Consider the following 18,973-nt stretch of genomic DNA (forward strand, 5'->3'; position numbering starts at 1 on the left):
CAACTTATGTTAACCGAAAGCCATATTATTAATGTCTTTTTGTGGGTTAACTCTTTTCAGGCTTTCCAAAGCCTTCCTCGCACAGCCCAACACATGTTCACACTGCTCAATCGTGATAGTCAGTGGAGGCTCAACACGAATGGTTTTCGAATTGTTGAGCGTTCCGGCGACCAGCACCTGCTGGCGGAACATTTCGCTGGCAAAGTTATAGCCAATTTCGTTGTCGCTAAACTCGATGGCAATCAACAAACCTTGCCCGCGCGCATCAACCACCAGTTCCGGAAACTCGCGTTTCAGAGCCTGGAAGCCATCCACCAATAGTTGTCCTTTCTGTTGCGCTTGTGCCGGTAGATTCTGCTCAAGCAGCACATGAATGGTTGCAAGTGCAGCCGCGCAGGCCAGCGGGTTGCCGCCAAATGTTGTGGTGTGCAGGAAAGGATTATCAAACAGCACAGAAAATACTTCTTCTGTCGCAACGGTGGCACCAATCGGCATTACGCCACCGCCGAGTGCTTTGGCGAGGCATAAAATATCAGGCTGCACGTTCTCATGTTCACAGGCGAACATTTTGCCCGTACGTCCCATACCGGTTTGCACTTCATCAAAAATCAGTAGTGCGCCAAATTCGTCGCAAAGCTTACGCACCGCAGGCAAATACCCGGCTGGTGGGATAATCACGCCGCCTTCACCTTGAATAGGTTCAAGGATTACGGCTGCGACATCATCGCCGGTTTTACGGCATTCGCTTAACATAGTGCGCATCGCGTCTATATTGCCGAATGGAACATGCCTGAAACCCGGAAGTAACGGCATAAACGGTTTACGGAAAGCCGATTTTGCTGTTGCTGACAACGCCCCGAGAGATTTGCCATGAAATGCGCCACTGGCTGCGATAAAGGTAAATTTCCCGCGTGGAGATTGATAGGCCTTGGCGAGTTTAATCGCGGCTTCAACCGATTCTGTACCGCTGTTGCTAAAGAAGCTGTATTTGAGTTTACCCGGAGTGAGGGTCGCGAGTGTTTTGGCAAGCATCGCCCGTAAAGGGTCGAGCAGCTCCTGACTGTGCAGGGGTTGTTTTTCTAGCTGATGCTGTACGGCGGATACCACTGTTGGATTACGGTGCCCCACGTTAAAAATGCCGAACCCACCCAGACAATCTAAATATTCCTTACCCTGGGTGTCGACAAGCGTATTTAAACTACTCGCTTGCCACTCTACGGCTCCGTAATCCCCGCCGGCGGTCACTGATTTGCGATACTCAAGAAAACCCGGATTCACATGCTGTTGGAAGTTTTCGATAACCTCTCGGTTTAGCGCTTTCATCTCCTCATGGGTGAGTGTCTTCTTTTCGATGATGTTCAAAGCGTGCGCTGTGCAGGCAAGAGCCGAAGCGCTAGTCGGTAACCTGTTCAAAATGTGCTCCTGGGAATGGCGTATCACGCGATACACATAACAAGTATTGCAGGGAATACGCCACTTCGCTTCCCCTAACAAAAATCAGGATAAACGATCTGGAGGATTTGGGATTGCGTAATAATTAATCACAAAGAGTCACGTTTTGCGGCTAAATATGCTGGTCAGAGGCGAGTTTGCTATGTGATATCTGGTTTTATTGCACCATAACCATGCGTCATGCTGCTTATTGGTGCGTTTACAGGTTGCCGCTTACGCGGCATCCATGCGGTGCTCGCCTCGCACCAGAGCGGCGCGGTCAAACTCATGTTTAATGACGCCGCCTGCCATATATGCTGCGCGGTCCGACATATGCGCGATCACATCGGCATCATGGCTAACGAGTAGATAGGTCATGCCGAACTGTTGTTTGAGGCGATTTAACAGATTGAGAATTTCGGCCTGCACGGACATATCGAGTGCCGAAGTGGGTTCATCAAGCAGCAGAATTTTAGGCCGCAGCAGCAGTGCTCGCGCAATAGCGACACGTTGGCGCTGCCCGCCGGAAAGCTGGTGCGGATAGCGCTTCATTGCATCCGTTGGTAGCCCTACCTGTAGGAGCGCCTCTTCCACGCGATCGGCTATTTGCACTTCCCCATGAATCATTAGCGGCTCAGCAAGCGTGCGGTAAATGTTGTGATTAGGATGCAAAGAGGCATACGGGTCCTGAAACACCATTTGCACGTTGCGGCGCAAATCACCCTGAAAACGCACGCCGGGTTTAATTACCCCATCCAGCAGTTTTACGCCACCTTGCCACTCGCGTTGTAAACCCGCAAGGACGCGCAAAATAGTAGATTTCCCACACCCCGACGCGCCAATTAAACTGAATGTTTCCCCTGCGTTAATAGCGAAACTGGCATCGCGAACGGCGGTTTTGGTCTGGCCTTTCGCGCTAAATTGCACGCATAGATTACTGACTTCAACGATCGCCATGATGTTCTCCCTGTAAATTCTGGCTGCGGTCTAAAGTCGGTAGCATCATGCCGTAAGTTGCCGCGTTAGGGCGGCATGTCCAGAGCGTACGGGTATAAGGATGTGTTGCTGCGGCAAGCTGACTGGCAGCCATCTCATCCACTTTTTGTCCCTGATACATCACCAGTACACGTTGGCAATGCTGTGCAACAAGCGGCAGATCGTGGCTTATCAGCAACATTGCCATCTGGCGCTGCTCGCACTGTTCAACCAGCAGTTCCAGAATCTGGTTGCGCAGACGAGCATCCAGCGCAGAAGTCGGTTCGTCGGCGATCAATACTTTTGGATTGTTGACCAGAGCGATTGCGATCATCACGCGTTGCCCCATGCCGCCGGAGAGTTCTGCCGGGTAGCGTGACAGCACATTTTCCTGTAACCCAACAGCGCCGATCACTTCATGGATCCGCTCACGGCGCTGTGAACCAGATAGCTTTTGATGCAAGCGCAGTGCTTCATCAATTTGCTGTGCAACGCTTTTCACCGGGTTGAGTGCGTAGCGCGGGTCTTGTAAAACCATCGCGATATCATTACCACGCAGGCGTTGCCAGTCACGGTTACGCATACTGAGCAGATCGTTATCTAATACTTTGAGCTGAGTTGCGCTTACCTTGCCCGGTTTACGCACCAGACCCATTAACGCTCTGGCGGTCATCGATTTACCCGATCCCGATTCGCCTACCAATGCCAGTCGTTCGTTACCTAGCGTGAATGAGAGATTATTCACGACCCGAGCGCCCGGATAATCAATGTTTAATCCACTGACTTCAATACGATTCTCAGTCATTTCCAGGCTCCAGCACGTCGCGCAATCCATCACCCAGTAAGTTAAACGCCAGGCTGCTAATCAAAATGGCGGTACCTGGAATTGCGGCAATCCACCACTGATCGAAAATAACCTGCATACCGTCAGCGATCATCGAACCCCATTCTGCCATCGGCGGTCTGGCTCCCAGGCCTAAGAAACCCAACCCGGCTGCGGCTAGAATAATCCCGGCTAAGTCGAGCGCCAGGCGCACAATCGCCGAAGGTAAACACAGCGGCAGAATGTGACCTGCTAAAAGGCGCGCTCCACGAATTCCCATCATTTCTGCGGCGGCGAGATAGTCGCTATGGCGCAGACGCTGAATTTCGCTGCGCGCCTGACGTGCATAGGCAGGCCAGGTGGTGAGTGCCAGCGCCAGAGCGCCATTCACAAGGCCTGGGCCAAGCATTGCCACAAAAGCAAAGGCCAGAATCAGGCGTGGCATCGACATAACGACGTCGGTAAAACGCATTAACACCCGCTCCAGCCAACCGCCGTAATAGCCCGAAAGAATACCGATCAGCAGCCCAACGGGGAGCGTTATCACTGTGACCAGCAACACCAGGCCAAGAGCAGGGCGTGAGCCATAAATCAGACGTGAGAGCAGGTCGCGACCATAGCTATCGGTGCCCAACCAGTGCTGAGCATTGGGTGCCTGCAGACGTGCTGCGGCATCCTGCCAGTTCGGATCAAACGGTGCGAGTAGCGGAGCGAAGATGGCAATCAGCACTAGCAGGGTAATGATGATTAACCCGCACAGTGCCGCCGGTGAGCGCAATGTGCGGCGTAAAAAGAGATAAGACGGCATTAGCGCACCCTCGGATCGGTGACACGCACCAGCACGTCAGTCAGATTGTTGATAATGACAAACGACACGCCAATCAACAGTGTGCCGCCCATAATCGCTGTGGTGTCGCCCGCAAATAGAGCGGTGGTGAGATAGCGCCCAATACCCGGCCAGGAGAAGACCGTTTCAGTCAGTACCGCACCTTCAAGCATGCTGGTGTACGCCAACGCAATAACCGTAAACAATGTGCCGCGAATATTGGGCAGCACATGGCGCACCAGAATCGCCATCTCCCCGGCGCCTTTGGCGCGTGCCAGCGTGATGTACTCTTTGTTCATTTCGCTCAGACAAGCGGTACGTGTGAGGCGGGTAATACTGGCCAGCGAATAATAGGCAAGTAGTAACACGGGTAACGTGAGGTGATTGATAGCATTCAGGAAGGCATCACGATCGCCAGATAGCCAGGTATCGACCAACACAAAGCCAGTTTTGGCTTCCACGCTGTACTGATAAATATCGTCCAGACGCCCCGGCCCGGCACTCCATTGAAGCCGCGCATAGAAAAATGCCAGCATCAGTAGACCCAACCAGAAGATAGGGACTGAATTGCCAAGCAGTGTGAACGTGCGTACTGCTAAATCCCATGGTGAGCCGGCAAATCGAGCACAAAGCACACCAAAAATAACGCCCATAACGCTGCCAATAATCAGCGCGAGGGTCGCAAGCTCAAGTGTTGCCGGGAAGGCGGCGAGTAAATCGTGTAATACAGGCTGCCCAGTGGCGCTGGCGGTGCCTAAATCTCCATGAGCAAGACTGGTCAGGTAATGCCAGAACTGAACGGGAAGGGGCTGGTCCAGACCAAGCTGGTGGCGCACCTGATCGTAAGTGGCCTGGCTTGCATGATCGCCAACGATTTGCAGTACACGATCCACTGGAGAAAGTGCCGACAGGGCAAAAGTGATAAGCAGTAAACCGATAATCGTTAGCGCCAGGGTAAACAGCCCCTGGAGCAGCGTCAACAATGAGCGGCTTAAGCGACTCGAGGCTGAAAGGGTGGAGATGTCTGACATGCGGAACTCTTCTTAAACATATTTCGCGGATTGTCTCCTTCCCCCTATAAGAGAAAGGAGACAAAGCAGTTATTTGCTCACTCGATCGTAATACACCATATCCGCATTCAAACCTTGCTGGTAGCCCTTCACATTCTCACGCACCACGATCTGGGTTTTACCCTGATCAACAAATACGTACGGCGAATTGTGCTGAACTTCTTCCTGTATTTTTTTATACAGATCCAGGCGTTTCGCCGGGTCAGCTTCCGCAACTGCGGCCAGAGTTTGCTTGCTCAACTCCGGGATTTGCCAGCCGTTTAAACCTGCAACGGTACTTGCTTTGCCATCGTTATAAGCAAAGGCACTGGCGTTGGAGTGGGCGTCAAAATAATCCGGGATCCACAGACGAATTGCCGCCTGATGCTGTTTAGCACGAACACGAGCGTACACCTGGCTGCCCGCGGCTGGCAGAAGATCAATCTTCACACCGCCCTGAGCAAAGCTTGCCTGCATAGACTGCGCGATGGTGATAAACGGTGGTTTATTTTCTACATCCAGCGTGAAGTGCGCGTCTTTGATACCTGCTTTGGCGAGGATCTCTTTCGCTTTTGCCGGGTCAAATTTGAATGGATTGTTGTCCAGAGCCCCGGCGAAACCAACCGGCAGGAAACTTTGGTGAATAAAGTACTGGCCTTTCAACAGATCTTTGGTGATGCCCTGGTAATCCACCAGATAACGAGAGGCTTCCCAGAGGGCAGGGTTTTTCAACAGCGGATTTGCATCGTTACCCGCATTGAACACCATATAGTTCTGCTCGGCAGAAGGGATGCTCAGCACTTTCACGCCCGGTTTTCCTTCCAGCGCGCTGGTCTGATCCGCACCCAGATCGCGGGCAATATCGGCGTCACCTTGCTGAATCAGCAAGCGGCGAGCTGCCGGGTCTGGAACGTTTTTAATGATGATGTTTTTAACTTTTGGCGCGTCGCCCGGTGAGGTTGGGTTCGCGTCTAACACAATGGCCTGATGCGGTTGGTAAACACGCATCTTGAATGGGCCACTGCCCGCAGAGTGCATTTTCAGCCATTCGTTGCCGAAATCACCCGCTTTCGCGTTCGGGGTAACGGCTTTTTCATCGACGATAGAGGCAATCGGCGTGGAGAGAATATTCAGTGCTACCGCCGGGCTAACATCAGCCGTCCAGTGCAATTCCAGCGTGTGGTCATCGACCTTTTTCAATTGGCTGGCGATATTGTCTGGCTGCCAGCCCAGGACGTTAAGGATAAACGCCGGGGACTTATTGAGCGTAACTGCACGGGTATAAGAGAAGATCACGTCTTCCGGGCGCACTGGATTACCCGATGAGAATTTGGCATCCGGGCGCAGTTTAATGGTCAGTTTTTTGTTAGCCGCATCGCCCTGCCAGCTTTCTGCAAGCACCGCGACTAATTTGGCAGGGTCTTCACGGTCAGCCTGCACCAGGCGCTGGTAAAGGCTTGGCACAGTTTGAATGCTCGACAGCTCATTAGCTTCCGCAGGATCAAGGCTGACGATATCGTCCAGTCCCTGGGCAACAATTAAAGTATTTGGCGGTGTGGCGGCAAAGCTGCTTGCGGAGATTGCAGCTAAGAGCATTAACGGCAGTATTTTTCTTTGCATATTGCACCCTGCGTAAAAGAGAGGAATTCTTTATGAGTTGTTATTCGCGGACTGGGTTACGTTAGGTGAGTAATGGATATTCACAAAGTCCAAATAATACTTTGCTTATAAACATAAGGTATAACCCATTCCCACCAGGAATGAGCTGTCTCTTATACGCAACTTACTCGAGCAATTTTGTCAGAGTGAGATCTGTAAGCCTCGTTGATTTTCCGTTCACCCGTGCGTTCAGTTATCTCTTTAATTCCTGCACACGGTGAACGTATCAAGGGATTAACGCCAATCCCTTGATAATCCAGGCGCCCGGTCATTAAATTGCCGCTGCGCGGTAAACCCCAGCTTATCCCCAACATCACGGTCGTTCGCGACTCGTTCCCGACGATCGCTCTCTTTCGCTGCTCCCGGCAGCTCAACCCTGACTTATGGGGAACACTGGGGCAATTTATACCGGGAACAAGGTCAAAACCGGCTCGGTGCTGTCTTTGGGTTTTGACGTTGACCTTAGGTTCCGGCTTCAATCGCGCCGTTTTTCACCCTTCAGTCGGGGTCACGTGGCCGGGAGCCACGTGAGTGAGCGATCGTCGGACAAAAATGTCAGGAACATTTTTGAACAACGCTTGCGTTGGCCACGAAGTGGTTCGGCACAGGGATGTGCCGAATAAACGAGTCGCGAACGACCGCGAATGTTGGGTGAAAAACGGTGTTTACCGCTTGCGGTGATTGATTTGCCGGGAGTCCGGGTTCTTAGGGTGGCGACGGTGGCCACCCTAAGACGTTCACCGGTACAGTGGCCACATGAAACACTGAACACCGGGTGAACGGAACTGTCTCACGACTCACGGAGATGTGACTAAGAGACAGAGGTGTAAGCGGTAATGCAGAAATGAAAACGCCGGGCATATACCCGGCGTCCTTATAGCAGTCAAAATTGTATCAGTCAGAAATTACTCGTTGATGCGCGGGTGCTGATCCACCAGATTGGTACGCTTCGCCTGTAATTCTTCAATCTCACGGTCGATATCTTCGATTTTTTGCTCGATGTTATCGTGATGTTCCTGAACAATTTCACGCGCTTCGGCGATATCAGAGGCCGCAGGTGTTGCGCCTTTTAACGGTTTATTCGCCGTCTCTTTCATCGTCAATCCAGTAATCAAACCGACAACCGCCACCACCATCAGATAATACGCTGGCATCATCAGGTTTTCGGTCGATTCCACTAACCACGCCGCAACCGTTGGGGTCACACCCGCAACCAGCACCGAAATATTAAAGGCACTGGCTAAGGCACTGTAACGAATATGCGTCGGGAACATGGCGGGCAGAGTCGAAGCCATCACCCCAGTGAAGCAGTTCAGCACGACTGCCAGAATCAGCAGCCCGGCGAATATCAGCCCCAGCACATTACTGTTAATCAGAATAAAGGCCGGGATCGCCAGAACAAGCAATGCCAGGCTACCGACGACGATAAATGGACGGCGGCCAAAACGGTCACTCAGTAGGCCAATCATCGGCTGCACAAACAGCATCCCAATCATAATGGCGATGATGATTAACACGCCGTGTTCTTCGGAATAATGCAGGTTGTGCGACAGGTAGCTCGGCATGTACGTGAGCAACATGTAGTAAGTCACGTTGGTCGAAATCACGATACCGACACAGGTCAGCAGGCTGCGCCAGTGTTTGGTCGCAATCTCCTTGAACGAGACTTTTGGGCCATCAGTCAGACCTTCTTTATCGCCTTGTTCAAGCTTTTCGATGTGCTGCTGGAACGCTGGAGTTTCTTCCAGTGCATGGCGCAGATACAGGCCGATAATCCCTAATGGTAACGCCAGGAAGAACGGCAGACGCCAGCCCCATTCAAGGAAGTTAGCTTCACCGACGATAGCGGTAATCAGCACCACGACACCCGCACCACAGACAAAACCGGCGATGGAACCGAAGTCCAGCCAACTGCCCATAAAGCCGCGTTTACGGTCTGGTGAGTATTCGGCGACAAATATCGAAGCACCAGTGTATTCACCACCCACTGAGAACCCTTGCGCCATTTTCGCAAGTAACAACAGGATTGGCGCCCAGATACCAATAGTCGCGTACGACGGAATCAGGCCAATGCAGAAGGTACTCAATGACATAATGATGATGGTAATGGACAGGATCTTCTGGCGCCCATATTTGTCACCGAGCATGCCGAAGAACAGGCCACCCAACGGGCGAATCAGGAAGGGAACGGAGAAGGTACCCAGTGCGGCAATCATCTGCACACTAGGGCTGGCATCCGGGAAGAAAACCTTACCGAGGGCGTAAGCAACAAAGCCGTATACGCCGAAATCAAACCATTCCATCGCATTGCCAAGCGAGGCGGCGGTAATTGCCTTTTTAAGGCGACTATCGTCGATGATGGTGACGTCACTGACCTTAATAGGTCTGACTTTCTTTTTCCTTTTTAACATTATTATCCTCTTTTTCCTTGCGGGGGCGAAACGGCCCCGTACTAAGTGTAGTGTGCCGATTGCAAATTGAAGGTCAAAACTCCAGCACTTAGCGTCACTATGACATTTTCATTAATAACTTCATGAAATTAATGGGAAATGTGCTCCCCATCCAAAATCATTATAAAAAATATGGCTTAGTTAAAAAAGTGTGATCGCCGTCAAGTTTAACCGCTAAAGTAAAATTTTGCAGCGCCGAAATAACAATACAACTAAAAATATTAACAATTGGATAACCTGCCAAGGGAGTTGCTATGACTGCGCGCGCGGCTGCTACACAGCATGAATACCTGCTTGATGACGACACGACATTGATGTCGACAACCGATTTAAAAAGCACAATCACCCATGCGAACGACGCATTTGTGCAGGTGAGTGGTTACCAGCTTCATGAACTCACCGGGCAGCCCCACAACCTCGTGCGGCATCCCGATATGCCCAAAGCCGCCTTTGCCGATATGTGGTTCACCCTGCAAAAAGGAGAACCCTGGACCGGTATCGTTAAAAATCAGCGCAAAAACGGCGACTATTACTGGGTAAGGGCGAATGTTGTGCCGGTGGTTCGCAATGGCAAGACGACGGGCTATATGTCAATTCGCACTAAAGCGAAGCCTGAAGAGATCGCCGCGGTCGAGCCGCTCTATAAAGCGCTCAAAGAAGGGCGCTGCAAACGTAGCCTGTTTAAAGGCCTGGTTTTGCGTAAAGGCTGGCTGGGGAAATTACCCGCGTTACGGCTGCGGGGCCGTATTCGTATGATCATGAGTTGCGTGTTTGTGCTGATGATGGCCGCTTCTTTATCGTTAGGTCTGGGTTCGCTTCCGGTGTTGATTAGCGCGCTGGCGAGTGTGGTGGCTTGCTTGCTGCTCGAATGGCAAATTGCCCGCCCGTTGGAAAATGTCGCCCGCCAGGCGCTGGAAGTCGCCACCGGAAATCAACAGCGTGTGCAGCATCTTGCGCGAACGGATGAAATTGGTATGACGCTGCGTGCCATTGGCCAGCTAGGTTTGATGTGCCGCTGGCTAATTCATGATGTCAGCCATCAGGTTGAGAACGTGCGCAGCGGCAGCGAAACGCTGGCCCAGGGCAATGTGGAGCTCAATGAGCGCACGCGCCAGTCGGTGGTCAACGTGCAGCAAACCGTTACCACTATGGGCCAGATGGCGGTGTCGGTGCAGAACAATTCAGAAACTGCCGCAGCCGCTGATAAGCTTTCAAGTTCCGCGAGCGAGGCCGCAGCCCACGGTGGCAAGGCGATGGAAACTGTTGTGACTACCATGGATGACATCGCCGACAGTACGCAACGTATCGGCTCCATTACCAGCCTTATCAATGACATTGCCTTCCAGACCAATATCCTGGCGCTTAACGCGGCGGTGGAAGCAGCACGAGCCGGAGAGCAGGGCAAAGGCTTTGCTGTAGTTGCCGGAGAAGTGAGAAACCTGGCGCAACGCAGTGCCACGGCGGCAAACGATATCCGCAAACTGATTGATGCCAGCGCCAGTAAAGTACAGTCCGGCACCATTCAGGTTCACGCCGCGGGGCGCACCATGAATGACATTGTGGAGCAGGTGCGCAACGTCACGCAGTTGCTGGGGCAAATTAGCCACGCCACTTCCGAACAGGCGGAAGGGCTTTCTGATTTAACGCGTGCGGTCGCAGAACTGGACGCCATCACGCAGAAAAATGCGGCGCTGGTCGAAGAAAGCGCAGAAGTGTCGGCGATGGTGAAACATCGGGCAACGCGTCTGGAAGATGCCGTGACGGTTTTGCATTGATGTTAAATGGCACATTTTTCACCCCATGTCGGTGGATTATTAGCTAGTCTGGGACTAATTGAATTTTTACTCACGACCCTATCAATGGAGAGCGTTATGACTCAGTCGTCCCAGATTAACCGCCGCTTTGTGCTGGCGAAACGCCCGCAAGGCATGCCGACCAGTCAAGATATCAAGCTGGAAGAAGCGCCTGTCCCGCAACCCGCTGCAGGACAATTACTGCTGCGTACGCTCTATTTATCTCTTGATCCGTATATGCGCGGGCGTATGGATGATGCCGAGTCTTATTCCGCACCGCTGGCTATTGGCGATGTCATTGGTGCAGGCACCGTCTGCCGTGTCGAAAAATCTCAACATGCGGACTATAAAGATGGCGACCTGGTTCTGGCCTATACCGGCTGGCAGGATTACGCGTTGTCTGATGGCAGCGATGTGCAAAAACTCGATCCGAATATGCAGCACCCTTCATATGCGCTTGGTTTGCTCGGCATGCCTGGTTTTACCGGGTATATGGGACTGACCGATATTGGCCAGCCAAAAGCCGGAGAAACCGTGGTGGTCGCGGCAGCCAGCGGTGCAGTGGGTTCGGTTGTCGGGCAAGTGGCAAAACTGCTGGGCGCAAAAGTCGTAGGGATTGCAGGGGGCGCGGATAAATGCCGTTACGTCACTGAAACGCTGAAATTTGACGCCTGCATTGACCACAAAGCCCCGGATTTTGCCGAACAGCTGAAAAAAGCCTGTGACAAAGGCATTGATGTCTATTTTGAAAATGTCGGCGGCGCCGTGTTTGATGCGGTTCTGCCACTGCTGAACACCAAAGCACGTGTACCGGTATGTGGTGTTATCAGCCAGTACAACGGGGCTAATAGTGCGTTTGAACAGGACAGATTACCGCTGCTGATGGGCACGATCCTTAAAAAACGCCTGCGCGTGCAAGGCTTTATTATTTCTCAGGATTACAGCGACAGCTACCCGCAATTCTTTAAGCAGATGAGCCAGTGGCTGGCGGAAGGAAAAATCCAGTTCCGCGAAGATATTGTTGATGGCCTGGAACACAGCGTGGAAGCATTCCGCGGTCTGTTGAGCGGCAAGAACTTTGGCAAGGTGATTGTTAAAGTCGCAGAGTGATGTATAAAGCGGCGCAGTTCGCGCCGCTTTTATTTATCTTTAAATGGCCCGTCAATCACTGAATTTCTCGCTAACAAATCCGATGTGAACACATTCTCTTTCGACAAATATCCACCATCTAGCATCGATATTAAGCGGTTGATCACCTCGCTTATCATATCGCTCACCGGATCTTTGATACTGGTTAAAGCAGGTGAGAGATAAGGTGCGGTAGGTATATTATCGAAACCGATAATTGATATTTCATGAGGAACAGAAATACCCATATCGTTTAATTGTTTCATTGCACCAACCGCCATTTCATCGTTACTGGCGAGGATTGCGCTGATCTTGTTTTTGCGCGCAAGCAACGTTTCAACTGCCGCAACTCCGCTGGCTGGCGTCCATTTTCCTTGTGCAATCAGATCTTCATTTACACCAATATCATATTGATTTAATGCTTCTTTATAGCCTGATAAACGCTCAATAGCGGTAGGGGAGTCCATTGAGCCGGTAATAAAGGCAATATCGCGATGCCCGCGTTCAATAAGATATTTTGTTGCCTGGAAACTGGAGCCTTTATGATCACAAAAAACGCAGTGGCTTTGGTTTTTTCTTAATTTTCGGTTAACCACCATAATGGGTTTTTTATGCTGCTCAATAATCAAATCCATTTCATCAATGGTTAAAAAACGCGGGTAAATAATGACCGCATCGCAGCGTAAATCGAGCAGAAACTGAATAGCTTCCCGTTCTTCGTGCGCACTGTGTTTACCATCGACCAGAATAAGCTGGCGACCATTGTCTTCTAATTTCTTCGCCGCCTGAGAAAGTATTTCGCTGAAATAACTGCCGTGATAAAGCGTGTTGGTGACCACTAAACCAATGCATTCCGATTTATTCGTCGCCAGATTACGCGCCAGTAAATTGGGCCGATACCCCGCCTCCTCAATGGCTTTATAGACTTGCTCTTTCGTGGCTTCGCTGACGTATCCCTTCCCGGACAGAACACGTGAAACGGTGGCTTTTGAGACACCGGCTTTTTTTGCCACTTCTAGCATTGTCGACATTGGAGCTTCCTGGCTTTTATGAATGCGGCCATTTTACACATTCCGCGGCGACAAAATACTGCCCCATACCCGTCATATTTCAAGCTGCTTCTTTGTTGGCTGCGTGATGTCGTCCGGGTCACTTACTTAAGTAAGCTCCCAGGGACTCATTCCCTTGCCGCCTCGAAGCAACTCGAATTATTTAGGGTATGAAAGCGGTGTTAGTGGCCTTAAAAGGCAGATTATGGCGATCGTAATCACAAAATTAACAATATGTAAAATTAGTGTTTGATATGTTTGTTTTGCTTGGTCAATCTAATGTGGAACCGGTTACCTATTTCTCGGACTCCCTACAAGTCGATGCGGTGTCACCGGAAAATATATTCATAACATCATGAATTTAAATAAAAAGAGTGATAACTCATGGCTAAGAATTATGCGGCAGTATCTCAGTCGATAGTCGACGCAATTGGTGGCGCAGGTAACGTTGGCGCGGTGACTCATTGCATGACGCGTTTGCGGTTCGTACTCAATGACGACAGCATCGTAGATACTGCAAAACTGAAAGCTATCAATGGCGTGATGGGTGTTGTTCGTAGTGAAAATCAGTGCCAGGTGATTATCGGTAACACGGTTTCTCAGGCCTACGCTGAAGTGCTAAAACTCCTGCCAGAAGGTATGCAGCCAGCCGAGCCTGCACAAGGGAAAGGCAAAATCACCCTGAAACGCATTGGTGCCGGGATTCTGGATGCATTGATTGGCACCATGTCACCGCTGATTCCAGCCATTATTGGTGGCTCGATGGTGAAATTGCTCGCCATGATTCTGGACATGACGGGCGTCTTTGAAAAAGGCTCCTCAACACTCGTCATTCTGAATGTGATTGGTGATGGCGCGTTCTTCTTCCTGCCAGTCATGGTCGCGGCTTCTGCGGCGGTTAAATTCAAAACCAATATGTCGCTGGCTATCGCCATTGCTGGCGTGCTGGTTCACCCAAACTTTGTTGATTTGATGGCGAAGGCAGCACAAGGCCAACACGTTGAATTTATGGGGATGTCGGTCACTGCGGTGAAATACACTTATACCGTTATCCCAGCGCTGTGCATGACATGGATTCTCTCTTATATCGAAAGATGGGTTGATCGCATTACACCTGCAGTAACGAAAAACTTCCTCAAGCCGATGCTGATTGTGCTTATCTCCGCACCGATTGCCATCATGCTAATTGGTCCGTTGGGTATCTGGATTGGTACCGGTATTTCATCACTGGTTTACACCATTCATAGCTATTTGGGCTGGCTGTCGGTTGCGATTATGGGCGCGCTGTGGCCGCTGCTGGTGATGACCGGTATGCACCGTGTATTTACACCATCTATTATTCAAACCATTGCAGAGACAGGCAAAGAAGGGATGGTTATGCCATCTGAAATCGGTGCCAACTTGTCACTCGGCGGTTCATCTTTGGCTGTGGCATGGAAAACGAAAAACCCGGAATTGCGCCAGACGGCGCTGGCTGCAGCAGCATCGGCGATTGTGGCGGGGATTTCTGAACCTGCACTTTACGGTGTGGCGGTGCGTCTGAAACGTCCACTGATTGCGGCACTTATCAGTGGTTTTGTATGCGGTGCGGTCGCCGGAATTGGCGGGCTTGCGAGCCATTCAATGGCCTCACCAGGCTTATTTACCAGCGTGCAGTTCTTTGACCCGGCGAATCCAATGAGCATCGTATGGGTGTTTGGCGTGATGATCCTGGCGGTTGTGCTCTCTTTCTTCCTGACACTGTTACTGGGCTTCGAAGATATCCCGGTTGAACAAGAGCAAAGTAAAGAGAAAGAACAAGTACAGCAAAACGCTGTTGTTGCATCCGTAAGCGCTAATTAATTTAGAAGAGGAATCTCATGAGCGAATCTATATTTCCGAAGGATTTTTTATGGGGCGGTGCGATTGCGGCGAACCAGGCTGAAGGCGCATATCTTGAAGGCGGTAAAGGGCTAACCACGGTTGATACCATCCCGCATGGTAAAGACCGAATGTCGGTAAAACTGGGTATCGAAAAGCGTTTTAGCTTGCGTGATGACGAATACTACCCGAGTCATGTCGGTATCGATTTCTATCATCGTTACAAAGAAGACATCGCGCTGATGGCTGAAATGGGTTTCACCGTATTTCGTACTTCCATTGCCTGGAGCCGTATTTATCCGAATGGTGACGAGTTAGCACCTAATGCGGAAGGCATCGCTTTTTACCGTGACATGTTTACCGAGTGCAAAAGACAGGGCATCGAACCGCTGGTCACGCTGTGCCATTTCGATGTGCCAATGCATCTGGTTAAAGAGTATGGTTCCTGGCGTAACCGCAAAATGGTGGAGTTTTTCACCCGCTATGCGCGCACCTGTTTTGAAGCATTTGATGGCCTGGTGAAATACTGGCTCACTTTCAACGAAATAAATATCTTGCTGCACAGCCCATACTCTGGCGCAGGTCTGGTATTCGAAGAAGGCGATAATAAAGAACAAGTGAAGTACCAGGCGACGCACCACGAACTGCTGGCAAGCGCCCTGGCGACTAAAATCGCCCACGAAGTGAATCCTAACAACCAAGTGGGTTGTATGTTAGCGGGTGGGAATTTCTACCCGTACTCCTGCAAGCCTGAAGATGTCTGGGCGGCGCTGGAAAAAGACCGTGAGAACTTGTTCTTTATTGATGTACAGGCGCGTGGTGCTTATCCGGCTTATACCAAACGCTTGTTCCGCGAGAAAGGTTTTGAGCTTGAAGTGCAGCCTGGTGATGACGAAATCCTTAAAAATACCGTCGATTTTGTCTCATTCAGTTACTACGCTTCGCGTTGCGCTTCGGCTGATATGAACGATCAAAACAGCAATGCGGCAAACATCGTGAAATCCCTGAAAAACCCGCATATTCAAGCGAGTGAATGGGGGTGGGGTATTGATCCTCTGGGTCTGCGCATCACCATGAACATGATGTACGACCGTTACCAGAAACCGTTATTCCTGGTGGAAAATGGACTCGGTGCAAAAGACGAAATTAACGAGCAGGGTGAAATCAACGACGACTATCGCATCAGTTATTTGCGTGAACACATCAAAGCGATGGCAGATGCTATCGACGACGGTATCCCGGTTATGGGTTACACATCCTGGGGCTGCATTGATTTGGTATCGGCTTCGACCGGGGAAATGAGCAAGCGTTACGGCTTTATCTACGTTGACCGCGACGACCAGGGTAACGGCACGCTCGCCCGCACGCGCAAAAAATCGTTTTACTGGTACAAGAAAGTGATTGCCAGTAACGGTTCTGATTTGAGCTAACTTGTGCGTCATGCGGGCAGGCTTTGTAGCCTGCCCGCAGTAAAACATTTAAACCCGCACCACCATCTCCAGAGCATCGCTATCCTGCAACCAGTCGCGTGTATTAATCCGTAGCATCTCCATAAAGGTATTTCCAGCCGTTGAGAGACGAGCGATATTGGGGCACAAAATGCAGATGCTGCTGGCGGGAAGCACTTCGCGTAACACCAGCGGACGCAGGTTCGGGCTGTAGCCGGGAAAGCGCAGGCGCACTGACGTCCACATACTTACCGCATCCGTCTGTTCCATCATACGGGCCATAATCCACGGCGATGAGCAGTGAATAATGTTTTGCGGTAGCGGTAGGTTATAACGACGAAAAACTTGCCCAAGAATCGAATGCTCACCGGGTTCGTCCCAGTCCAGCCACGGGTAATCCATCAATTTCTTCAAAGAGGTGGTGTGCGTTACGGGGTGCTTAATTCCGGCAATCACTGTGTTGCTCAAAGCGTATAGCGTTTCGTAATACATACCGTTTTGCACCGCATTGCTGGCGGTGGTTATCACTGCGATATCCAGTCGCTGGTTCTCAAGCGCGTCGTGAATTTGCTGCGGGCGACCTTCCATCACAATGAGTTTCACGCCGGGATAACGCGCCTGAAATTGAATCAGCGTGTTGGTAAATGGCCCGTAGGATGCGGCAGAAGTAAAACCTACCCGTAACTGGCGCATGGCTTTGCCAAGCAGATTGTCGATTTCATCCCGTGCCTGATGTAGCGAACGATCGATGTCCCGTGCATGACGCAGCAAAACCTGCCCATACTCATTTAATGTTACGCCGCGTGATGAGCGTTGCAGAATCGGCATGCCGATTTCAGCTTCCATTTCCTGAATTGTTTTAGAAATCGCGGGTTGTGTGAGGTGTAACGCCTTTGCCGCTTTACCGATGCTGCCTTGCGCGGCAACTTCCAACAAAATATCTAACTGATTTAGTTTGATTTTCAATTTTCCGTCCCGCCAGAATCATCACCGTGGTGCAAAATTTGCTCTCTTACAATACAAATAAGATAACCAAAGGCATAACTAATTTTTATGATTGTAATGTTCTTTTTTTATGCAGATAGTTAAAACAACCCCTCCCAGTTGTTTACATCTGAGTAACAAAGAAGGACGTGAGCATGAAACAGCGTGTCAGCTATGCCCAAGTGGATGCCGAGATGTCAGCCTCGCTTCCGTATGATGCGCCGTTGGTCCCGGAGCGCGCTAACGCTAAGTCGTTGGTGGCAGTTACTCTCGGCAATGGCCTCGAGATTTACGACTTTGCGGTTTACAGCTTTTTCTCGGTGATCATTGGTCATCTCTTTTTCCCAAGCTCCAATGACTACACCTCGTTACTGCTGGCGGTGGGGACCTTTGGGGTTGGATTTGTGATGCGCCCACTAGGTAGCATGGTGTTAGGGAGCTATGCCGACAAACATGGACGTAAATCGGCGATGACGCTGATCCTCGGGCTCATGTCCCTGGGGGTAATGATGGTGGCCTTTGCGCCGACCTATAACCAGGCGGGGATCTTAGCTCCTGTCGTATTGGTTGCCGGGCGCATGCTGCAGGGTTTCTCTGCAGGCGGGGAAGTAGGGGCGGCGACCTCATGGTTGATGGAAGCCGGGGACAAATCTCGTCGCGGCGCGCGTGTCAGCTGGCAGATGACAAGCCAGGGCGGTGCGGCACTTTTTGGTGCGGCGATGGGCGCGGGCTTAAGCCATGTCCTGAGCGAGCAGCAGCTTTACGACTGGGGCTGGCGCATCCCGTTTATTGTTGGCCTGGCGATTATGCCGATTGGCTTGTATATCCGCCGCCAGCTTGCTGAAACTCACACAGTGACGCCAACCGTTAGCGCAGAAAGCCCGACTCTCACATTATGGCGTGAACACCGCCGTGCTTTGTTACTGGGCATTTTGCTGGTGATGAAAGGCACCACTACGTTTTACATCATCATCTACTACATGCCCGCTTATATGGTTAACACGCTGCATATGCCTGCCAGCACGTCGTGGTGGGTGAGTTTGACGGCAGCGGCATTAACGCTGGTGGTGCCATTCTTCGGTGGCAAGTTGGCAGATAGATTACCTAAGCGCAAACCGATTTTGATCGCCTGCGCATTAGGATCATTTGCCCTGATCTGGCCGATCTTTGCCACCATTCTGCACGGTGCGCCGCTCGGTATTACCCTGGCGCTGATTGCCGTGGATCAGATCCTCGCCAATATCAGTTCCGCCGCCTTTTTCTTGTTGATCCTCGAAGCCTTCCCGAAAGCGGTTCGTGCTTCTGGTATGGCTATGGTTTATGCCATTGGTGTCACGCTGTTTGGGGGATTCGCGCAATTGATCGTGACCTGGCTGTTAAAAGTCACCGGGCAACCGATGGCTCCGGCCTGGTATTTGATGTTCTGCGCGGTAGTGACATTCGGTGCATTGATTGCCTGGCATGAACGCAAAACTTTCTGTGATGAATAAAAAGGAAT

The 18,973-nt window shown here is 51.1% G+C and carries 14 protein-coding genes; 5 read left to right on the forward strand and 9 right to left on the reverse strand.

The annotated features are described in order from the left end of the window. Positions 1 to 9 precede the first annotated feature (9 nt). From ygjG to proP, 7 genes are all read right to left on the reverse strand, one after another. A complete protein-coding gene (gene ygjG / locus LVQ77_RS11635) occupies positions 10 to 1,413 on the reverse strand; it encodes a putrescine aminotransferase (RefSeq protein ID WP_232904495.1) in 1,404 nt (467 codons plus the stop codon). Between the two features lie 252 nt (positions 1,414 to 1,665). Continuing rightward, complete coding sequence (locus tag LVQ77_RS11640) at positions 1,666 to 2,388, reverse strand: ABC transporter ATP-binding protein (protein ID WP_232904496.1); 723 nt, start codon at positions 2,386 to 2,388, stop codon at positions 1,666 to 1,668. Further along, a complete protein-coding gene (locus LVQ77_RS11645; RefSeq protein WP_232904497.1) occupies positions 2,375 to 3,211 on the reverse strand; it encodes an ABC transporter ATP-binding protein in 837 nt (278 codons plus the stop codon). Before LVQ77_RS11645 ends, LVQ77_RS11640 begins: the two co-directional genes overlap by 14 nt. After that, a complete protein-coding gene (locus LVQ77_RS11650) occupies positions 3,204 to 4,037 on the reverse strand; it encodes an ABC transporter permease (protein ID WP_232864661.1) in 834 nt (277 codons plus the stop codon). The genes LVQ77_RS11645 and LVQ77_RS11650 overlap by 8 nt, the downstream gene beginning before the upstream one ends. Then, the gene (locus LVQ77_RS11655; RefSeq protein ID WP_232904498.1) at positions 4,037 to 5,086 is read right to left on the reverse strand and encodes an ABC transporter permease; all 1,050 of its coding nucleotides are present in this window, start codon (positions 5,084 to 5,086) and stop codon (positions 4,037 to 4,039) included. The genes LVQ77_RS11650 and LVQ77_RS11655 overlap by 1 nt, the downstream gene beginning before the upstream one ends. A gap of 69 nt (positions 5,087 to 5,155) precedes the next feature. Beyond that, the gene (locus tag LVQ77_RS11660; protein WP_232904499.1) at positions 5,156 to 6,724 is read right to left on the reverse strand and encodes an ABC transporter substrate-binding protein; all 1,569 of its coding nucleotides are present in this window, start codon (positions 6,722 to 6,724) and stop codon (positions 5,156 to 5,158) included. Between the two features lie 944 nt (positions 6,725 to 7,668). Then, positions 7,669 to 9,174, reverse strand: coding sequence for a glycine betaine/L-proline transporter ProP (gene proP, locus LVQ77_RS11665; protein ID WP_151993047.1), 1,506 nt, complete (start codon positions 9,172 to 9,174; stop codon positions 7,669 to 7,671). Between the two features lie 293 nt (positions 9,175 to 9,467). Between proP and LVQ77_RS11670 the strand changes: the two genes are divergently transcribed. Further along, complete coding sequence (locus LVQ77_RS11670; protein ID WP_232904500.1) at positions 9,468 to 10,988, forward strand: methyl-accepting chemotaxis protein; 1,521 nt, start codon at positions 9,468 to 9,470, stop codon at positions 10,986 to 10,988. A gap of 96 nt (positions 10,989 to 11,084) precedes the next feature. Next, positions 11,085 to 12,116 (forward strand): NADPH-dependent curcumin/dihydrocurcumin reductase, encoded by a 1,032-nt coding sequence (curA, locus tag LVQ77_RS11675; protein WP_232904501.1) that lies wholly within the window; start codon positions 11,085 to 11,087, stop codon positions 12,114 to 12,116. Positions 12,117 to 12,145: 29 nt separating this feature from the next. Here the strand turns inward: curA and LVQ77_RS11680 are convergent, their stop codons facing one another. Then, positions 12,146 to 13,165 (reverse strand): LacI family DNA-binding transcriptional regulator, encoded by a 1,020-nt coding sequence (locus LVQ77_RS11680; protein ID WP_232904502.1) that lies wholly within the window; start codon positions 13,163 to 13,165, stop codon positions 12,146 to 12,148. 402 nt (positions 13,166 to 13,567) lie between these two features. Between LVQ77_RS11680 and ascF the strand changes: the two genes are divergently transcribed. Together ascF and LVQ77_RS11690 are read left to right on the forward strand one after the other, a co-directional pair. Continuing rightward, positions 13,568 to 15,025: a PTS cellobiose/arbutin/salicin transporter subunit IIBC gene (gene ascF, locus LVQ77_RS11685; RefSeq protein WP_232904503.1), complete on the forward strand. Its 1,458-nt coding sequence runs from the start codon at positions 13,568 to 13,570 to the stop codon at positions 15,023 to 15,025. Between the two features lie 17 nt (positions 15,026 to 15,042). Next, positions 15,043 to 16,473, forward strand: a complete 1,431-nt coding sequence (locus LVQ77_RS11690; protein ID WP_232904504.1) for a 6-phospho-beta-glucosidase — start codon at positions 15,043 to 15,045, stop codon at positions 16,471 to 16,473. A 48-nt stretch (positions 16,474 to 16,521) separates the two neighbouring features. On the opposite strand, the gene LVQ77_RS11695 is transcribed toward LVQ77_RS11690, so the two are convergent. After that, positions 16,522 to 17,457, reverse strand: a complete 936-nt coding sequence (locus tag LVQ77_RS11695) for a LysR family transcriptional regulator (RefSeq protein ID WP_151993053.1) — start codon at positions 17,455 to 17,457, stop codon at positions 16,522 to 16,524. 173 nt (positions 17,458 to 17,630) lie between these two features. Here LVQ77_RS11695 and LVQ77_RS11700 point away from each other — a divergent pair, with 173 nt between their 5' ends. After that, on the forward strand, positions 17,631 to 18,965 hold the full coding sequence (locus LVQ77_RS11700; RefSeq protein WP_232864653.1) for an MFS transporter: 1,335 nt from the start codon (positions 17,631 to 17,633) through the stop codon (positions 18,963 to 18,965). The last annotated feature ends 8 nt before the right edge of the window (positions 18,966 to 18,973 follow it).

The sequence above is a fragment of the Buttiauxella cochleicola genome (assembly GCF_021282435.1).
Taxonomy (GTDB): domain Bacteria; phylum Pseudomonadota; class Gammaproteobacteria; order Enterobacterales; family Enterobacteriaceae; genus Buttiauxella; species Buttiauxella massiliensis.

Excerpts from the sequence above, each read along its gene's own strand:
- LVQ77_RS11640 (WP_232904496.1), bottom strand. The coding sequence starts at position 2,388 with ATGGCGATCGTTGAAGTCAGTAATCTATGCGTGCAATTTAGCGCGAAA.
- LVQ77_RS11645 (WP_232904497.1), bottom strand. The coding sequence starts at position 3,211 with ATGACTGAGAATCGTATTGAAGTCAGTGGATTAAACATTGATTATCCG.
- LVQ77_RS11650 (WP_232864661.1), bottom strand. The coding sequence starts at position 4,037 with ATGCCGTCTTATCTCTTTTTACGCCGCACATTGCGCTCACCGGCGGCA.
- LVQ77_RS11655 (WP_232904498.1), bottom strand. The coding sequence starts at position 5,086 with ATGTCAGACATCTCCACCCTTTCAGCCTCGAGTCGCTTAAGCCGCTCA.
- LVQ77_RS11660 (WP_232904499.1), bottom strand. The coding sequence starts at position 6,724 with ATGCAAAGAAAAATACTGCCGTTAATGCTCTTAGCTGCAATCTCCGCA.
- proP (WP_151993047.1), bottom strand. The coding sequence starts at position 9,174 with ATGTTAAAAAGGAAAAAGAAAGTCAGACCTATTAAGGTCAGTGACGTC.
- LVQ77_RS11670 (WP_232904500.1), top strand. The coding sequence starts at position 9,468 with ATGACTGCGCGCGCGGCTGCTACACAGCATGAATACCTGCTTGATGAC.
- curA (WP_232904501.1), top strand. The coding sequence starts at position 11,085 with ATGACTCAGTCGTCCCAGATTAACCGCCGCTTTGTGCTGGCGAAACGC.
- LVQ77_RS11680 (WP_232904502.1), bottom strand. The coding sequence starts at position 13,165 with ATGTCGACAATGCTAGAAGTGGCAAAAAAAGCCGGTGTCTCAAAAGCC.
- ascF (WP_232904503.1), top strand. The coding sequence starts at position 13,568 with ATGGCTAAGAATTATGCGGCAGTATCTCAGTCGATAGTCGACGCAATT.
- LVQ77_RS11690 (WP_232904504.1), top strand. The coding sequence starts at position 15,043 with ATGAGCGAATCTATATTTCCGAAGGATTTTTTATGGGGCGGTGCGATT.
- LVQ77_RS11700 (WP_232864653.1), top strand. The coding sequence starts at position 17,631 with ATGAAACAGCGTGTCAGCTATGCCCAAGTGGATGCCGAGATGTCAGCC.